Below are 13,999 nucleotides of genomic sequence, written 5' to 3'. Positions count from 1 at the left end.
CGGTGATGGGGTCGTCCTCGCCGTAGGAGTCCCTGGAGTACCCGTCGATCTGCAGGTGAGTCTCGAGTTCTTTGGCGTGCGGGTGCTCGACGGGGTAGATAAGCACCTCGTTGTCTGGCAGGGAGAGGTCGTGCTTCAGCCGTAGCTCTGCGCGGTCATAGCCGTCGTCCCCAGGGCGTTCATCGAGAGGTGTGTCGGCGGGGACAAACATCACTCGGCCGGAAGCGCCAAGGTCGTCGGGATGGAGTCGGGCGAAGGCCTGGGTGTGGTGCTTTCCTTGCGCAATTTTCTTGTCGCAGAAGGCCCGAGATGCCGGATCGCTCAAGGCAGCGAAGGCGGAGAGGAAGGCCCGTTTGAGCTGATTGTTTCCCGTCTGGAGAGTTGTTCGCCGCGGATCGAGGAGCCCGAGCTCCGGGTCGCCGGGGCGAGTCCTGCGTAAGCGGCGAGGTGACCGGCGGTCGGGAAGGCGCTGCCGTCACCGACCTCGATCAGGATCCGGGTTCCGGTGAGGAAGACGTCGATGTCGTCGATGTCGATCACACGCAGGCCCCGGTCACGTTCTCGTCTGGCCTGCCTGGGCACCGAGCTGCCACATCCACGTCACGGAGAGCTCTCCCAGCTCGGGTGAAGCCGGTGCTCAAGCCCCTCATCACCGGGTCCGTGATGCCTCCGGACCTGGTGACACCCCCCCGGATCATCAACACAATGCCGTTGCTTTTGGTGGTTACTGCCATCTTTGGTTCACGGTGATGACGGCTGGTGGGCGGCGGTGGCTGGCAGGTTCGTCGGGGGCCTTGCTGCTGAACGGGGTGATCGACGACTTCAGTTTGCGGGGGCAGTCGCGTGAGCGTCGTCGTGGCAGGAGAGACCAGCGGATCTCGGCGAGGCCGAGAAGGCGGTCATGATTTCGGGCTGAGGGGGGAAAAGCCGCACGGCGCGATCACCGAACGGCGGACAACATGCTGAGCCCGGGTAAACGATGTCCGCTCGGCGGAAGTCTGCGCGATCCGGGCCACCTCGTTGAGCAGGTCGCGGGTCGCGTGGTGGACGATCAGGTGAGCATAGATCTCCTGCCTGACCCCGTCCGGAGTCTGCGAGCGCAGGACCGGTCTGCCCCGCTGATGAGTCTTGATCTCATCGAAGATGATCTCGATCTCCCAGCGCCGGGCATACAGGGCGGCGAGTTCGGCGGCCGGATACTCCTCATGGTCCGTCAGGCTGGTGACAAGCCGGATTACGTCCGCCTGACCGTCCACGCGGTACTCAATCACCCTCACCAGGACTGGTGGAGCTTTGACGGTTCCGGCGGCCTTGGCGTGCTTGTTCGCCTGGATCAGGGCCAGGTAACTCCCGTCCGGCAGGACGTCCTGGACCCTGCGGGCTGCCCGGCGCTCGATCCTCCACAGCAGGTGGGCGCCCCGGTCGCGAAAGCGGTGCCAGCGGGCCAGGCCCCATAGTCCGCGGTCGGCCAAGACCAGCGTCCCGGCCCCGATATGGGCTTCCAGTTCGTCGGACACGATCCGCTCGGAGTCTTTCCAGCCGCCGATCACCGCGTCCAGTACCGCGTGCGACGAGCACTCCGTCACCGCGACCACCCGGGCCTGCGGATAGCCCATCGGATTGCGTTGCGAGCCGGACTTGCCGAAGGTTTCCCGGTTGTGGGCCGAGTCGGGGACGGCCAGCAGCATCCCGTCCAGGGCCAGGACCCGCAGCCCGTGGAAGAGTTCCGTGCTCCGGCCCAGCGGCCGGGCCACGGCCCGGAACAGCTCTCGCATCACCGGCCAGCCCAGCCGCTGCCTCGCCCGTGTCAGAGATGACTTGTTCACCCCGGCCCACGGCCGAAGCGTCGGCTCGCCGGCCTTCACCAACCGCAAGACCTCCAGGTAGTCGGCCTGCGGAAACAGGCACAGTGCCAGCACGAAGTACACCGTGAACCGGGCCGACAGCACACGCCGGCGTTTCTCCGCGCACCCGGCCTCGGCAACGACCCGGTCCACCAGCTCAGCAGGACACGACCGAGTCAGGATGCCCAACCCCAACCGCTCCAGACGCGACACCAACACGCATGGCTCAACACCACGCACACCCCAAAAGCAACGGCATTGATCATCAACAACCGGGGGGAACGGGCTGCTGGAGACTGGTGTCGTGCTTGTGGATCAGCCGCAGCGCCTCGTCGCGGTGACGCGAGTCCAGGGCATCGACCAGGTCGCGATGCAGTACGTGCCGGTGCGCGATGTACTCGTGCAAGGGCTGGTCGCTCGTGGGCAGCACGGACAGCGTGTGGTTCTTGATCCGACCGAGCAGATGGATGTACGCCGTGCCGTCTCCGCCGGAAAGGCGAGGCTCCCGGCGTCGCGACATGATGGACTCACCGGCCCATCGGGAGGCGGTGACGACGGCATGAACATGGACGACGCGGCCGAGGGTGCTCCGCCGAGCCAGGTGGCGGCCGCACTGATCGACCGCCGCGGTGTCGTGGTCGGCTGGTCACGCGCCGCAGAAGACCTCGTGCAGCGGCCGGCCGCGGAGGTCCTGCATCGTTCCGTCCTCCGGCTGCTGGCCGACCCCGACGTTGCTCTCACCGGGCGGCTGCCGGACAGCGGAACGACCACGCTGCGGTCCGGCCCAGGGAAGATCATCCCCGTGTGCTACCGCGTCGACGGACTGCGGAATCCCGTACTGTCGCTCGTTCCGGCCGTCGCCGCCGACCAGGCCTCCGGGTCCGAGTGGGACGCGGCCCTGTCGCGTGCGCTGCTCGAACAGAGTCGCATCGGCTTCGTCCTCAGGGACACGGATCTCGCCGTCGTACAAAGCAACCTGGCGCGTAGCCCGCTCGCCGGACCGCCGCTTCCTGTGGGCAGCCGGCTCTCCGACGCGATGCACCCGGCCGACGCCGTCGGCGTAGAAGCGGAGCTGCGGGGCGTACTACAGACAGGGGTTCCGCTCGCCGCACACGAGCAGCGGGTCAGGTCCGCGCTGCCACCGTACGTGGAGTGGTCCCTGTCCGTGTCCGCGGTACGGACTGAGGACGCCTGCGGCCGGCCCACGGGCGTCGCGGTCCTGTTCACCGATGCCACCGAGCACTGGCAGGCTGAGCGACGGCGTGAGTTGAGGCATCACGCGTCAGCGGACATCGGGGGCACGCTCGACATCAGCAGGACGGCCGAAGAGATCGTCGACACGCTGGTTCCGGACTTCGCCGACGTCGCGTGGGTGGATCTGGGGGATGCCGTTCTCACGGGAGACGAACCGCCCAAGACCTTCGGCGGAGGCGATCTCCACCTGCGCAGGGCTGCGGTCCGCTCGGCGAATGGTCGATGGCCGCCGGGACTGCTTAGGCCCGGCGCGACCGTCCCGCCTTTCCCCAACGTCCCCATGGTCCGTGAGCTGCAGGAAGGCCGCGCGATCGTGATCGACCGGGAGACTCTGCGGCGGGGCTTGGCGGACCCGGACCACCTGCGCCTTGCGGCGCCCGAAGTCGGACACTCCATGATCGCCGCCCCCCTCTTCGCGCGTGGCTTGGTGCTTGGACTGGTCGCTGCCTGGCGCACCGACCGCCCCGACCCTTTCGAGGAGGAGGACGCGGCCCTGCTCTCCGAGATCGCGGCTCATTCGGCCCTCGGCGTGGACAACGCCCGCAGGTACACGCGAGAGCACCGCGCTGCCGTGGCCCTGCAGAGGCGCCTGCTGCCGCAGGCGTGCACCTCCACTCGCGTCATGGAGACCACGGGTGCCTACCGGCCCGCGTCGGGCGGCGCCGAAATCGGTGGGGATTGGTTCGACGCGATCGAACTCCCCTCACTGCGGACCGCGCTCGTCGTCGGAGACGTGACCGGCCACGGTCTGCACGCCATTGCCACCATGGGGCGACTGCGCACTGCCGTGCAGACACTGGCGGATCTGGAACTGACGCCCGACGAGCTGCTCACCCATCTGGATGACCTGGTGTGCCGGCTGGCTGGTGAGGCGGATGCCGCACAGGGGGACGTAGTCAGCGCGACCTGTCTGGTCGCCGTGCACGACCCGGTGGCCGGACGCTGCACGATGGCAACGGCGGGACATCCGCCGCCGCTGCTGGCCCTACCGGACGGCAGAGTCGCTCCGGTGACCATGCGGCCGGGGCCGCCCCTCGGAGTCGGCGGCCTGCCGTTCGAGGCGACGACCGTCGACGTCCCACCGGACAGTTACCTCGCCCTCTACACCGATGGCCTCCTTCAGTATTACGGCATCGACATCGACGGTTCCACCCGTGAACTGGCGGACAGGCTGGCGCGGCTCCAGTCCTCCGGTGGTGAGCTCACCGCAATTGCCCAGGCGCTCATGGCCGGTTCCGGGGCACGTCCCCTACGCGACGACGCCGCCGTCCTGGTCGCGCGCGTCTCCGCACTGGAGGCGGGCTCCGTCGCCGACTGGGAGTTCTCGGCCGACCCCCGGGCGGTCGCCTCGGCGAGAGACGCGGCGACGGGCCAGCTCGCCGAATGGGGACTTGAGGGCAATGCCTTCGTGACCGAGCTGATCGTCAGCGAACTCGTCACCAACGCCGTGCGGTACGCGGGCGGCCCTGTGGGGCTGCGCATGATCCGCGACGAGGCTCTCTTCTGCGAGGTCACCGACCCCGGCAACACCCAGCCCCGCATGCGCCGAGCCCGCACCAGCGACGAAGGGGGCCGAGGTCTGTTTCTGGTGGCTCAGCTAAGCCGCCGGTGGGGAAGCAGGTACGGGCAGACGGGCAAGACGATCTGGGTCGAGCAGGAGCTGTCCAGGTGAGGTCTCCGCCGCCACGCCGTGCACCCCATCTGTGACGTACAGATCGAGTACTCCTTCTTCAGCCGTGGCCCCGAGACCAACGGCATCCTGGACACCTGCCGCGAGCTTGGGATCGGCGTCAGCGCTTACGGGGTCCTCGCACACGGTCTGCTCACCGGTTCCTGCCGGCAGCCGGCCGGAGGTGGCCCACGCACCCACTGGCTGCCCCGCTTCCACCCCGACAACCTCGCCACGAACCTCACCCTGATCGACCGGCTGCGACCACGTGCAGACGTCCTGGGCGCCCGCCGACCTCACCGCATCGAGGAGGGTCTGGCGGCTGCCGACATCACCTTGACCGAGGCTGATCTCGGCAGGACAGACGAGGCCGTCCCGGCCGACGCGATGGTACCCGCTACGCAGCACCCCTCAAGGTCCTGCTGGAGAGCGAGCGCGGCTCGAAGTCATCTGCACACGCCTGAAATTGACCTCTACCTGCCAGGTCGGCTTCAGGTTCGGGCGTGCCAGCGACACGGTTTCCGTCAGCGTGTTCGGTGAGCCGAACCGAGCGTTTACGACACCCAAGTTGTTTTCCGACGGCTCACTGGGCCGCTCAGGGGTCGACCGGGTCCGGAGCGGTGTTCTCTCAGGCCGAGACGGCAGGTAACGCGGCCTCAGATGGTCGGGGTGTCGTCAACAATCGGCCTGTGAATCTCAACGACCGGCTTCCACCCGGGGGAGAACTCGATGAAGTCCGCACGGGTGGGGTAGGTGTCGATCGCGCGACGGTCACGCTTGGGGCTGTCGCTCGCCTTGCGCCCCCGGGGAATCTGCTCCTCGAAGATGTCGACCTTCACGTCGGGAACCTCCTTGAGGCCCTGGCGCCAGATCTGCACGATGTCGGCACCGAACGCCTGCCGGGCCGCAGCGTAAAGGGCCGTGAGGGCCCCCTTGTCCCCACCAGGGACGAAGAGTGTCAGGTCCAGCACGACACCGGCGGACTGGAGGACCTCGATGGTCGCCGAGCCGTTCTCGTCGGCGAGATATATTCCGGCTTCATTCTCGTCGTCGGGAAGGCAGGAGACCTCTTCCTCGAATACGGTTCTCGCCGTGATCGAGCCGCCCTCGAATTCCTCACCGGACTTGGTCAGAAAAGCAGGGACATAGCAGTCGGGAAGTTTGAGTTCTGCCGTGTCGGCGGATACGAAGACTCTGTCCTTCACGCCGAGCTTCGTCACCTCTTCCAGCGAGAGGCGGCGAGCGGCGATCTTCTCCGTGTTCACGATTTCCCTTTCAGGTTGCACTGTCCCTCCGAGCGAGGACGCTACCACGAAACCCTGAGGTCAACTGCCCAGTAGTCTCTGGATAGATGACCTGTGATGACCCGCACGGGAGGGTATTGAAGCGAGTGCCACTCGGTCGGGAGCACGCATCCGCCAGGCAGTATCCCTCGTCATGGTGTTGGGCATCAACTGGCGCTGTATTTCGGTGCGTTGGGTGGCGCGAAGGAACTAAAACAGAGCCTATGGTAGATATCGCCCATATCGACTCGGGGGGGGAGTGCCGAGGTAAGGCGATCCATTCGTCGTGCATCTCGGAGAGCGCAGCGGAAACCAATCGGATGGTCCGACAACGCAACGACCGAGACCCCACCGGCAACATCTGGATGGAGCGCGAACCGGAAGTCGCGTTGCCGGTGCGATGCTCTCCTACGGGGCGGGCGCCGGCGCGGCGGACACCGGCGGGCGCTGGATGGCCACGCTGTCCGGTCTCTACCAGGCCCGCGGCCACGCGCTCGCCGGGAACGCGGCCGAGTGTCGACGCCTTCTCGGTCCCGGCGGCGAGTCACGGGCGAGTGCGTCGGCGGTAGTAGTGCGTGGTAACGACAGCCAACAGTGGTCCCCACGCCACCATCGGCACATAGCAGGCTGTCATCATCCACTTCCCCCACTGCGTGATCGCCATGTCGGAGTGCAGCGTCGTCCACACGAAGAGCACGCCGTAGACCGTGCAGGCGAGTGCGCCCAGCGTCGCGGGCACGGCTGCGGCGAGCACTGGGATGCGGCGCCCGCGTAGGAGCGGGACCCACCGCGGCCAGACCTCGCCCCACGGCCGCACCAGTCCCAACGTCAGGAAGGCCAGGGCCTCCTGCAGCACGGACAGCAACGGCACAACGAGATATCCCCAACCGGGAATCTGCATCGCCTCGTACTCGGACTGGGCGAGCCCGAGCGGAACACCGGTCACCACAGCGAACCGCCACAACGCCGACGGCATGGAGGTCCACAGGACCGCGCCTGCCGCATGCCGGGCCCATGGAGGGACGGGTGCGGTGGTTGCGGGGCGTGCAGGGGTGGGCGGTGGCGCGCTGATGGTCATGAGGCCGGCTCCCGGTTTCTCCGACTGTTGCGACACCCCGGAGGCTCTCACTCACCTCCACGCGACCACATCAGCCATCAGAGGGGGAGCATGTGCGTCCTTGGGGCCACGCGTCCGCGAGGCATCTCAGACCATCGAGCTAGGAACAGTGATACGCCGGTCGGAGCAGCACCCCGCACACCTTGTTCTTCTGACGGCCGCTCACCGGCGGCCGTCACACATCGGTGAGCCACGGGGAGATCACGCCCCAGCCCGGCTTCAATGCGGGCGAGATCACCCGCTGACCCGCGCATTGCCCCGGTCATCTCTTAGGGTCATCCGTATGATGATCGACATCGGAGCCGCTGGCGCGCTCTTCGAAGCCCTGCGGGCGGACGCCCTCACCAGCCCGGACCAGCTGCGCGAGCTCTACCCGCAGCCGAAGCCGCATGCGCTCCGCAAGGAGACCGACCGCCTGACGGAGGAAACCCGGGCGCTGATCGGCTGTTCCTCGCTTGTGTTCATCGGCACTGCGGACGCCGAGGGGCGTGCGGACGTGACCCCGCGGGGCGGCCCGGCCGGGTTCGTCTCGGTGCTGGACGAGCGGACCTTGGCGATCCCAGACGCGACCGGCAACAAGCGGCTCGACACCATGCACAACGTGCTGCAGACCGGACGCGTCGGCCTGCTCTTCCTCATCCCCGGCCGCCCGACCACACTGCGCGTCAACGGCCGCGCCTGTGTCTCGGCGCGCCCGGAGCTGCTCGCCCAGCTCACTCCCGTCGGCAAACCGCCGGTCTCGGCGATCGTGGTGCAGGTCGAGCAGGCCTACCCGCACTGCCCGAAGTCGCTGATGCGCGCCAACGCCTGGCGACCGGAGCACTGGGTGCCTGCCGAAGCCCAGCCGACCAGCGCCGAGGTGACGCTGGCCCAGCTGGATTTGCCCGGCCTGACCGTCGACCAGATCGAGGAGGTCGAACGCGAGTCACTGCGCCTGCGTTACGAGTGAATCCAGCCGGGACCACCGCTTGCCTGAGGCTGAGGAAACGGCGTCTCAGGAGCGCGTCCCCGCGTGCGGACGGGCCACGCCGAGGCTCAGCGTGCCGTGTGCCCCGAACGGAGCTCGTCGGGGTCGACTGTCGTCAGCGCCACACTCAGCGGCACGCCGGTGCCGGCGGCGGCGGCCAGCCGCTCGCGTACCTCGCGTGGTGTTCGCGGCCGCCAGCCGGGCCCGTCGCAGCAGCCGGAGTGGAACGTGACACCCGCGTTCAGCAGGGCGGTCAGCGTACGCCACCCCGCGGAGTCCCTTCGCTTCGGCACAGCAAGGTCCTGGCCCGCGTCGATCAACTCACCGCCGCAGCGCGCGCATCGGCTCGCCCACGTGCCACGCTTCTTGAACGAGGAACGGCACGGCAAGCACACGTAATGTCGGTTAGGAGTTCCCCCACGAAAACACATCGCGCCAGTATGGCAAACCCACTTGGCCCCTCCCAGTCGTCCTGTGCCGGTTGTCGGCCATCGGTGGCGGAATCAGATGGCACCAGCAGACCATCTGGGTAAAGTTGGGGCGTGCCCAAGCTGGAGCAACTACGTGCTGGCCATTCCCCGGCAGTCCTGGCCTTCGAGTTGGTGAACCGCGCCTACTTCGCTGCCTCGATCGGCGATCGCGGCGACACGTTCTTCGACCAGTACCCTGACCGGCACCGCGCCTTGCTGGCTGAGCAAGAGGCCGGCGTCTGTGCCTTCTACGCGCTCGTCGGGGATGACGGCTCGGTTCTGGGCCGGTTCAACCTGTACGACCTGGAGGACGGCACCGCAAGACTCGGCTACCGGGTCGCACAGCAGGTTGCCGGCCGCGGCGTGGCGACCGCGACCGTCCAGGAGGTCTGCCGGCTGGCAGCAGCGCGGCACGGGCTGCGGACACTACGGGCGGCCACCTCCCACGACAATGCCGCGTCCCAGAAGGTGTTGAGCAAGGCCGGTTTCGTCCCGGTCGGCCCGGCCGCTCCGTCCGATCTCGGCGGCAAGTCGGGCACCTGGTACCAGCGCGACCTTCAAGCGTAGGCCGTGCTCTCCCAGTTGGAGCGACAACTGGCACGAGGCGCAGGACGGCAGCGCCAGTGCGGTCCCGGCTCACTGCATTGTCGCGCAGACGTCGGTCAGCAAGGCTGGGCGCATGCCAGGACAGGGAAAGCGGAAGCGGCGGCAAGAGGCTGGGTGGCAGCGGCTGGCTGCTCGCACTGCACCGGACAGAGGGCAGTGGAAAGTGATCCTCGAAACAGGGGACCAGGCGGAGCTGCGCGCGCACTTGGGCTCACTCCGGGAAGCGCGAATCGACGACTCGCTCATCCGGATCGACACGCTGTGTCGACGCCCAGTGGAGCAGAGCACCTATCGGCTGAGCCGGTTCGTGGCAGACACCGTGCATGAGTCGGACCGTGAGTCCGAAGAGGGGACCTCGACGACGGTGCGCACCGGGAGCGATGTCAGGGCATCGGGTTTTTGGCAGAACTGAGCGCCGCTCGCGAGGGAGTTGGCGTGAAAGACTTATTCGGCGGACCTCCTTCTGCCTCCGCCCAGTCTCTGTCTCCCTGGAGCCTGCTGTGCCTCTGCGGACAGGTGTCAACCGCCCGATGTCCCTGGTCCTGTCGACCGCGATCACGATGGGAACGCTCACGGGCTGTGCTCTGCTGGAAGTCGCCGGGGAATGCGAGGGGACAGACGACCGGGTCAAGGAGATGAGGGCGCTGCGCATCCTCAATTCCCGGCCCGCCGGAGGCGCCGTCGCTCGGGGCTTCGAAGAGGCCGAGGCGGGCTGTTGGGCGGACAGCGGCGATGTCTTGATGTACGCCGACCGGACGTACGCCTTCCCCGGTACGAGGGCCGACGTCGTCGCGTACTACCGGACGGCAGCGTTGAGGGACGGATGGAAGCCGGACCTCGACGCCTTGCCCGACGACCCGTGCTTCCTCAAGGAAGAACTGTCCCTGCAGATCGTCTTCCTCACTCCAGAGGGCCTCGCGGAGGACGGCTACGGAAACCGGCCCGACCTCACCACCGGAGCCGGCTACTTGATCAGCGCCAACTCCAACGTGGGCAGCGGCGACAAGGCGGGCTGCTGAGAACTGCCGCCGAGCGAGCCAGGTCCGACGGCTGCCCCGGCACCAGGTCCCTTACCCGGCGCCGGGACTCAACCTCCGTGGACAGGCCTCCTCAGTCGTGGGGATGGAGGACGACCTTGGTGTAGCCCTCGACGCGCTTGTCGAACTTCTCGTACGCCGATGGTGCCTGGTCGAGGGGCAGCTCGTGGGAGACGACGAAGCTGGGCCGCGCGCGTCCGGCGATGATCAGATCGCGCAGATGCCGGTTGTAGCGCTTGACGTTGCACTGACCGGTGCCCATGCGCAGGCCCTTCTCGAACATGCGGCCTATGGAGACCATCAGCATGCCCTGCTTGGCCTGTTCGTTCGGTCCACCCGGATCGCGCGGGACATACAGGCCCGGCACTCCCAGAGCACCCGTCGGCCGGACCGTGTCGACCAGCGAGTTCAGTACGATCGCCGGTTCCTCACGGTCCTCGCCGCGGGCCTGGGCCTGGTAGCCGACAGCGTCGATGCCCTTGTCCGTACCCTGGCCGTCGGTCTGCTCCTGGATCTGCTCCACCGGGTTGCCCTCGGTGAAGTTGATCGGGATGGCACCGATCTCCTCGGCCTTCTGCAGCCGCTCGGTCACCCGGTCGACCACGAAGACCTTGCTCGCCCCGCGCAGCATCGCCGAGTACGCGGCCATCAGCCCGACCGGGCCACCGCCGTAGACGGCGACGGTGTCACCAGGGCGCACGTCGGCCAGCTCGTTGCCGTGGTAGCCGGTGGGGAAGATGTCGGCGAGCAGGATGAAGTCGGTTTCGTTCTGGGTGCCCTCGGGGAGCTTCAGGCAGTTGAAGTCCGCGTAGGGCACCTTCACGTACTCGGCCTGGCCTCCCACGTAGGGACCCATGGCCACGTAGCCGTACGCACCGCCGGCGAACCCCGGGTTCACGGTCAGACAGAAGCCCGTGTATCCGTCCGTGCAGTTCTTGCAGAAGCCGCACGCCACGTTGAAGGGCATGACGACTCGGTCGCCGCGGCTGAGCGACGTCACGCCCTCCCCGGCATCCTCGATGACGCCCAGGTTCTCGTGCCCGAAGACGATCCCGGGCTCGGCGGCGGTCCGACCTTCGTACATGTGCAGGTCCGAGCCGCAGATGGCGCTGGACGTGACACGCACGATCACATCGTTCGGGTGCTGTATTCGGGGGTCCTCGACCTGCTCGATCGCTACCTCGAACGGTCCCTTGTACACGACAGCCTTCATCGTCGAGTACCTCCACTCAACGCAATCGCTCGATCACTGTTGGAAACGGCGGCTCAGGAGAGCTTCTTCACTCCCTCGTACAAGAGGTCCTGGTCCACGCGGCTCGCCCGGCCATTTGTGTGTTCCCTCACTGTCCAGATTGGTCCAGGATGCAATGCTTTGCATCTAGGGAAGGAAAATCGCACCTCCGTGCGACGCGGAAAGGATCAGAAACCGTGACACGACGACTCGGCGTGCTGCTCGTCCCGGTCTCCGGGCTGTCCGGCACCAGCTACCCAGTGGGGACCCGGGTGGCCATCCGGGGCACCGGCGCATCCGTAGACGGCTTCGTCGGCGGCGACTGGCTGCCGCTCGCGTGGTGGGAGTTCTCGGACACCCAGCCGGACGACACACCCCTCATGTAAGTCCGCTCCGGTGCCCGGGGCCGCTCCCTCGGCGCCAGAGCACAACGCCACGCCCCTCGCACATGAGGGGATCGCTCCATGAACGCCGCCGCACATCCCGCTCCGGCATGTCGTGCTCCCCTCGCCGTCAGGGTCGGCGAGGATTCAGAGCACACCTGGCATACCGGTATGAAACCCGCAGGGAGACGGCGATGGCGATCGAGCGGGTCGGACTCGTGGTGCACGGTGGACGCGAGGGCGCCGCGCAGGCGGCACGGGAGGTCCGGGACTGGTGTGCGGAGAACGCCGTCGGGTGCTCGGACATCGACGTGTGGAGCGGCCATGGCCGGCGCAGCGCCCAGGAGGAGCTGGACGCGGCAGGCGACCCGGACCTCATCGTCACCCTGGGCGGTGACGGCACCTTCCTGCGCGGCGCTCGGCTGGCGGCGCGGAACGACGCCCTGATCCTGGGCGTGGACCTGGGGCGGGTCGGGTTTCTGACCGAGGTCCCAGCACCGGAGGTGCGGGCGGCGCTCGACGCCGTCCAGGGCGATCTCGTGCAGCCGGAGAACCGCATGCTGCTCACTCTGCGCGCCTCTCGTCCGCTGGAGATCCCGCAGGAGATGGAGACGCTGCTGCGTTACGGGCGAGGCCCGTCGCTGCCACCTCCGCGGGTGCGCGACGACTGCGCCAGTGGCGACGAGTGGGGCGTCGCCCTGAACGTCACGGCCCTCAATGACGTGGTGCTCGAGAAGCTGTCGAGGGACCGGCAGATCTCGGTCGGCGTCTACGTTGCCGGGCGGCTGCTGGCCTCATACTCCGCCGACGCACTTCTGGTGGCGACCCCGACGGGTTCGACCGCCTACAGTTTCGCCGCCGGCGGCCCGGTCGTCTCCCCTCGGGCGGAGGCACTCGTCTTCACGGCGGTGGCCCCGCACATGACGTTCGACCGGTCCGTGGTGACCGCCCCGGACGAGCCCGTCGGACTACGCATTCTTGAACGGTCGGGTCGTGCCGCCGTGAGCATCGACGGTCAGATGCGGGGTGTACTCGATCCCGGCGACTGGCTCGGTGTCTACGCCGCCCCTCGCCGGCTGCGCGCGGTGCGGCTGGGGCCCATGGACTTCTACGGCCGGCTGCGGGAACGCATGCGGCTGACCGACGCCCCGGCCGCGGTCGCTGACGGTGTTGCTGCTCCTTTGTGGCCGGTGAGCACGTCTCCTCCTGGAGACCTTGCTCATTTGGCTTTGCCGGTGCTGGGGGCTGGTGGGGGCGGGGAGGGGGATCGCCGGCCCTGATTCGTCACGAGGTCCTGACGCGTGGTCAGGTGGGTGTGGTGATGGGTCCGTTGGTGGTGGTGTTGAAGATGGTGTTGTTGTTGTGGTGGCCGGTGATGTGGGTGGTGGTGGCGGCGGCTTGGCGGGCGGTTTGGAGGAGGACCATGCCGGGGAGGTGGCCGCTGCCTTCGCCGGCCTGCTGGCCTGCGAAACCCTGACTGCGACCGCCCTGCGCGCAGCCACAGCACCGGCCACCCGGACCCGGACGATGCTGGCCGACGCCGCCGGATACCTCGTGCCGTCGCTGGCCGGCGAGGTACTGGAACACCTCCGCCTCGTCCTCGGCGAGTCCACCCCGCCCGCCGGCGGCGCCGCACACACCCTGCCGGCCAAGATCACCGGGGACCGGACGGTGACCGGAACCGGCCCGGCGGCCGCCGCCTGCCAGGCCCGGCTCGTCACCGCCCTGACCGGCTTCACCCACCCCCCCCACACACACCGCGGCCGGCACCGGGCACCTTCTTCCACCTCGCCGACCCCCGGCCCCCGCCGCCTCGCGGAACTGCACGGCATCCGTGCCCAGGCGGCGGCCGGGCCGAGCGAGAAGGCGACGGCGGCGCAGCGCGCCAAGGGCAAGCTGACCGCGCGCGAACGGCTTCGGCCTGGGAGCCAGGAAAGCCCTATACCGACGGTGTGATCACCGGCTGGGGCACGGTGGAGGCACGAAGATCCACAAGATCATGGACATGGCCATCGCGGCCGATGCCCCGCTGGTCTTCCTCAACGACGGTGCCGGCGCCCGCATCCAGGAGGGCGTCAGGGCGCTGGCCGGCCGACGCGCGACGGCCGCCCCGGGAATCCGGGACGGCCGTGATCGCG

General features: G+C 68.1%; 12 protein-coding genes and 2 pseudogenes. 8 read left to right on the top strand and 6 right to left on the bottom strand.

The window, feature by feature from the left end; all coding sequences use genetic code 11:
- Positions 1-244: 244 nt before the first annotated feature.
- A pseudogene (locus AC0VYN_RS17775) lies at positions 245-507 on the bottom strand (transposase); the annotation flags it as partial.
- Positions 508-899: 392 nt separating this feature from the next.
- On the bottom strand, positions 900-1,997 hold the full coding sequence (locus AC0VYN_RS17770; RefSeq protein ID WP_475531703.1) for an IS4 family transposase: 1,098 nt from the start codon (positions 1,995-1,997) through the stop codon (positions 900-902).
- A 412-nt stretch (positions 1,998-2,409) separates the two neighbouring features.
- Here AC0VYN_RS17770 and AC0VYN_RS17765 point away from each other — a divergent pair, with 412 nt between their 5' ends.
- Positions 2,410-4,770, top strand: coding sequence for an ATP-binding SpoIIE family protein phosphatase (locus tag AC0VYN_RS17765; protein WP_475536907.1), 2,361 nt, complete (start codon positions 2,410-2,412; stop codon positions 4,768-4,770).
- 18 nt (positions 4,771-4,788) lie between these two features.
- Complete coding sequence (locus tag AC0VYN_RS17760) at positions 4,789-5,307, top strand: aldo/keto reductase (protein WP_475531702.1); 519 nt, start codon at positions 4,789-4,791, stop codon at positions 5,305-5,307.
- A gap of 116 nt (positions 5,308-5,423) precedes the next feature.
- On the opposite strand, the gene AC0VYN_RS17755 is transcribed toward AC0VYN_RS17760, so the two are convergent.
- Together AC0VYN_RS17755 and AC0VYN_RS17750 are read right to left on the bottom strand one after the other, a co-directional pair.
- Entirely contained in the window at positions 5,424-6,032 is a 609-nt protein-coding gene (locus tag AC0VYN_RS17755) for a hypothetical protein (RefSeq protein ID WP_385457557.1), read from the bottom strand.
- 562 nt (positions 6,033-6,594) lie between these two features.
- Positions 6,595-7,128, bottom strand: a complete 534-nt coding sequence (locus AC0VYN_RS17750) for a hypothetical protein (RefSeq protein ID WP_475531701.1) — start codon at positions 7,126-7,128, stop codon at positions 6,595-6,597.
- A gap of 322 nt (positions 7,129-7,450) precedes the next feature.
- Between AC0VYN_RS17750 and AC0VYN_RS17745 the strand changes: the two genes are divergently transcribed.
- On the top strand, positions 7,451-8,116 hold the full coding sequence (locus AC0VYN_RS17745; protein ID WP_475531700.1) for a pyridoxamine 5'-phosphate oxidase family protein: 666 nt from the start codon (positions 7,451-7,453) through the stop codon (positions 8,114-8,116).
- 86 nt (positions 8,117-8,202) lie between these two features.
- Here the strand turns inward: AC0VYN_RS17745 and AC0VYN_RS17740 are convergent, their stop codons facing one another.
- Complete coding sequence (locus AC0VYN_RS17740) at positions 8,203-8,427, bottom strand: hypothetical protein (RefSeq protein WP_386926843.1); 225 nt, start codon at positions 8,425-8,427, stop codon at positions 8,203-8,205.
- Between the two features lie 249 nt (positions 8,428-8,676).
- On the opposite strand from AC0VYN_RS17740, the gene AC0VYN_RS17735 reads away from it, so the two are divergent.
- Together AC0VYN_RS17735 and AC0VYN_RS17730 are read left to right on the top strand one after the other, a co-directional pair.
- The gene (locus AC0VYN_RS17735; protein ID WP_475531699.1) at positions 8,677-9,171 is read left to right on the top strand and encodes a GNAT family N-acetyltransferase; all 495 of its coding nucleotides are present in this window, start codon (positions 8,677-8,679) and stop codon (positions 9,169-9,171) included.
- A gap of 569 nt (positions 9,172-9,740) precedes the next feature.
- Positions 9,741-10,229 (top strand): hypothetical protein, encoded by a 489-nt coding sequence (locus AC0VYN_RS17730; RefSeq protein WP_475531698.1) that lies wholly within the window; start codon positions 9,741-9,743, stop codon positions 10,227-10,229.
- Between the two features lie 91 nt (positions 10,230-10,320).
- On the opposite strand, the gene AC0VYN_RS17725 is transcribed toward AC0VYN_RS17730, so the two are convergent.
- Positions 10,321-11,460 carry a glutathione-independent formaldehyde dehydrogenase gene (locus AC0VYN_RS17725; protein ID WP_385457545.1) on the bottom strand — a complete coding sequence of 380 codons (1,140 nt, stop codon included), beginning with the start codon at positions 11,458-11,460 and terminating at the stop codon, positions 10,321-10,323.
- Between the two features lie 215 nt (positions 11,461-11,675).
- Between AC0VYN_RS17725 and AC0VYN_RS17720 the strand changes: the two genes are divergently transcribed.
- The 3 genes and pseudogenes from AC0VYN_RS17720 to AC0VYN_RS17710 form a co-directional block, all read left to right on the top strand.
- A complete protein-coding gene (locus AC0VYN_RS17720; protein ID WP_386926849.1) occupies positions 11,676-11,864 on the top strand; it encodes a hypothetical protein in 189 nt (62 codons plus the stop codon).
- Positions 11,865-12,055: 191 nt separating this feature from the next.
- Entirely contained in the window at positions 12,056-13,141 is a 1,086-nt protein-coding gene (locus AC0VYN_RS17715) for an NAD(+)/NADH kinase (RefSeq protein ID WP_475531697.1), read from the top strand.
- A 445-nt stretch (positions 13,142-13,586) separates the two neighbouring features.
- A pseudogene (locus AC0VYN_RS17710) lies at positions 13,587-13,980 on the top strand (carboxyl transferase domain-containing protein); the annotation flags it as partial.
- Positions 13,981-13,999 lie beyond the last annotated feature (19 nt).

Source organism: Streptomyces sp. 63XJN7_1_ISO-PGPR-S23-121 (assembly GCF_056173025.1).
The sequence above is the reverse complement of the archived record's forward strand: the minus strand, read 5'-3'. Positions and strand labels throughout refer to the sequence as shown.

Excerpts from the sequence above, each read along its gene's own strand:
- AC0VYN_RS17765 (WP_475536907.1), top strand. The coding sequence starts at position 2,410 with ATGGACGACGCGGCCGAGGGTGCTCCGCCGAGCCAGGTGGCGGCCGCA.
- AC0VYN_RS17750 (WP_475531701.1), bottom strand. The coding sequence starts at position 7,128 with ATGACCATCAGCGCGCCACCGCCCACCCCTGCACGCCCCGCAACCACC.
- AC0VYN_RS17745 (WP_475531700.1), top strand. The coding sequence starts at position 7,451 with ATGATGATCGACATCGGAGCCGCTGGCGCGCTCTTCGAAGCCCTGCGG.
- AC0VYN_RS17730 (WP_475531698.1), top strand. The coding sequence starts at position 9,741 with ATGTCCCTGGTCCTGTCGACCGCGATCACGATGGGAACGCTCACGGGC.
- AC0VYN_RS17725 (WP_385457545.1), bottom strand. The coding sequence starts at position 11,460 with ATGAAGGCTGTCGTGTACAAGGGACCGTTCGAGGTAGCGATCGAGCAG.
- AC0VYN_RS17715 (WP_475531697.1), top strand. The coding sequence starts at position 12,056 with ATGGCGATCGAGCGGGTCGGACTCGTGGTGCACGGTGGACGCGAGGGC.